The organism is Arthrobacter sp. 10T413_2 (genome assembly GCF_056394205.1).
In genome coordinates this window covers 1-1,623 of record NZ_JBFTHK010000334.1, presented here as the reverse complement: position 1 = coordinate 1,623, position 1,623 = coordinate 1, and the positions used below count along the sequence as shown (strand labels likewise).

Below are 1,623 nucleotides of genomic sequence, written 5' to 3'. Positions count from 1 at the left end.
CGCCAGGTGTTCTTCCAGTGCAGAGGTCAGGGATTGAAGCGCGACACGCGGATCGATGCTCATGACTTCACGTTAGCCGGAAAAAGACGAAAATGGAGAGCAATGAAAGAACATTTTCTGAGCAGCTCGGTCCGGCGGGAACGGGACTATGTCAAGCAGTACGAGTACCTCGTCCTGACGGTGGGTCCTGAGRATTCTCTGCCCGAGGCCCGGCGCCGGCTCGTGGAGCATTCCGAGTACGGCAAATGGGAGCTGGAGCGCAGCCGCCTCTATGTGGGCGGCGGACGCCGCTTCTGGTTGCGCCGCAAGGTCATCCAGGTCCAGCGCACCGTCTAGGACGCCMCCGGGCCGCTCAAAGCCGTGTCCAGTCAGGGCGTGTCCAGCGGACCCAGCCAGGCGTTCGCCACGGTGTTGTGCGCTGATTCATCGTCCGACGGGTGGAACATACCCGCGAGCACGTCCCGGTACAGCCGCTCCAGCTCGGAGCCGCGGAAGTAGCTGGAGCCGCCGGACACCCGGATGGCGAGATCCACCACGGTCCGGGCGGTTTCCGTCGCCCGGACCTTGAGGCCCACGAGCCGGGGGAACCACTGGTTGCCCAGGTCCGCGAGTTCGTCGACGTCGGCTGCCACGCGGGACAGCTGCGGGTAGAGCGCATCCATGGCCATTGCCGMTTCCGCCACCTTCCAGCGGATATCCGGATCCTGGGCGTAACTGCGGCCGCCGTTCTTGAAGGATGTCCGGCGCTTCACGGCCTCCACCCCGAGCGTGAGGGCCCGTTCCCCGATGCCCGTGTACACCGCTGCAAGCAGGGTCTCGAAGCAGGCAAAGATCGCGAAAATCAAGGGGTCCGCGTTGGGACCCACGGGAAGCTTCCGGAAGATCCGCTCCGCCGGCACGACGGCACCGTCCAGGACCGTCGTATTGGACTGGCTGGCMCGCATGCCGAGGGTGTCCCAGTCGGGCAGGATCTTGTACCCGGGTGTGTCCCGGGTGATGAATCCGTGGACCAGTTCCCCGGCGCCGTCCGCGGCGGAGGCGTCCTTCCCGAAGATCCCCAGCCGGGTCCACGCCGGGGACAGACTCGTGAAGATCTTGCGGCCGGTGAAGCTGTAGCCGCCGTCGGGCAAGGGGGCCGCCTCGGTGCGGGAATCGAACAGCACGGAGTCGTTCCCGGCCTCCGAGTTCCCGAAAGCGAAGACCTCACCCTGTGCCGCCTCCTTGAGGACGAAATCCAGTGAGGAGTCGCCCCGGGCGGCCAGGACATGCGCGACGCCGGTCCACACCAGGTGCATGTTGACCGCCAGCGCGGTGGCGGGCGCCGCCGTCGCGAGCCGGCGTTGCAGCTGCGCCGCATCGGCCAGTCCGAGTCCCAGGCCGCCGTCGGACGCGGGGACGAAGATCTTCAGGTAACCGGCCGCCGTCAGGTCCGCGAGGTCTTCGTGGAAGAAGGCGTTGTCGCGGTCATAGCCGGCGGCCCGGCCGCGGATCCGGTCCAGCAGCGGCTCCGCAAGGATGTCCTCGGGCGTCATGGCGGCGCGTCCGCTCAGTAGTTGGTGAGCAGGGTGTTGAGCACCCGCGCACCGAACTTCAGGGAATCAGCCGGGACGCGCTCGTCCACGC

Annotated in this window: 2 protein-coding genes; one reads left to right on the top strand and one right to left on the bottom strand. The window is 67.1% G+C overall.

The features are described from left to right. Nucleotides 1-102 precede the first annotated feature (102 nt). Complete coding sequence (locus AC1DBQ_RS23225) at nt 103-336, top strand: DUF5703 family protein (RefSeq protein WP_476930737.1); 234 nt, start codon at nt 103-105, stop codon at nt 334-336. A 32-nt stretch (nt 337-368) separates the two neighbouring features. On the opposite strand, the gene AC1DBQ_RS23220 is transcribed toward AC1DBQ_RS23225, so the two are convergent. Then, nucleotides 369-1,532 (bottom strand): acyl-CoA dehydrogenase family protein, encoded by a 1,164-nt coding sequence (locus tag AC1DBQ_RS23220; RefSeq protein ID WP_476930736.1) that lies wholly within the window; start codon nt 1,530-1,532, stop codon nt 369-371. Nucleotides 1,533-1,623 lie beyond the last annotated feature (91 nt).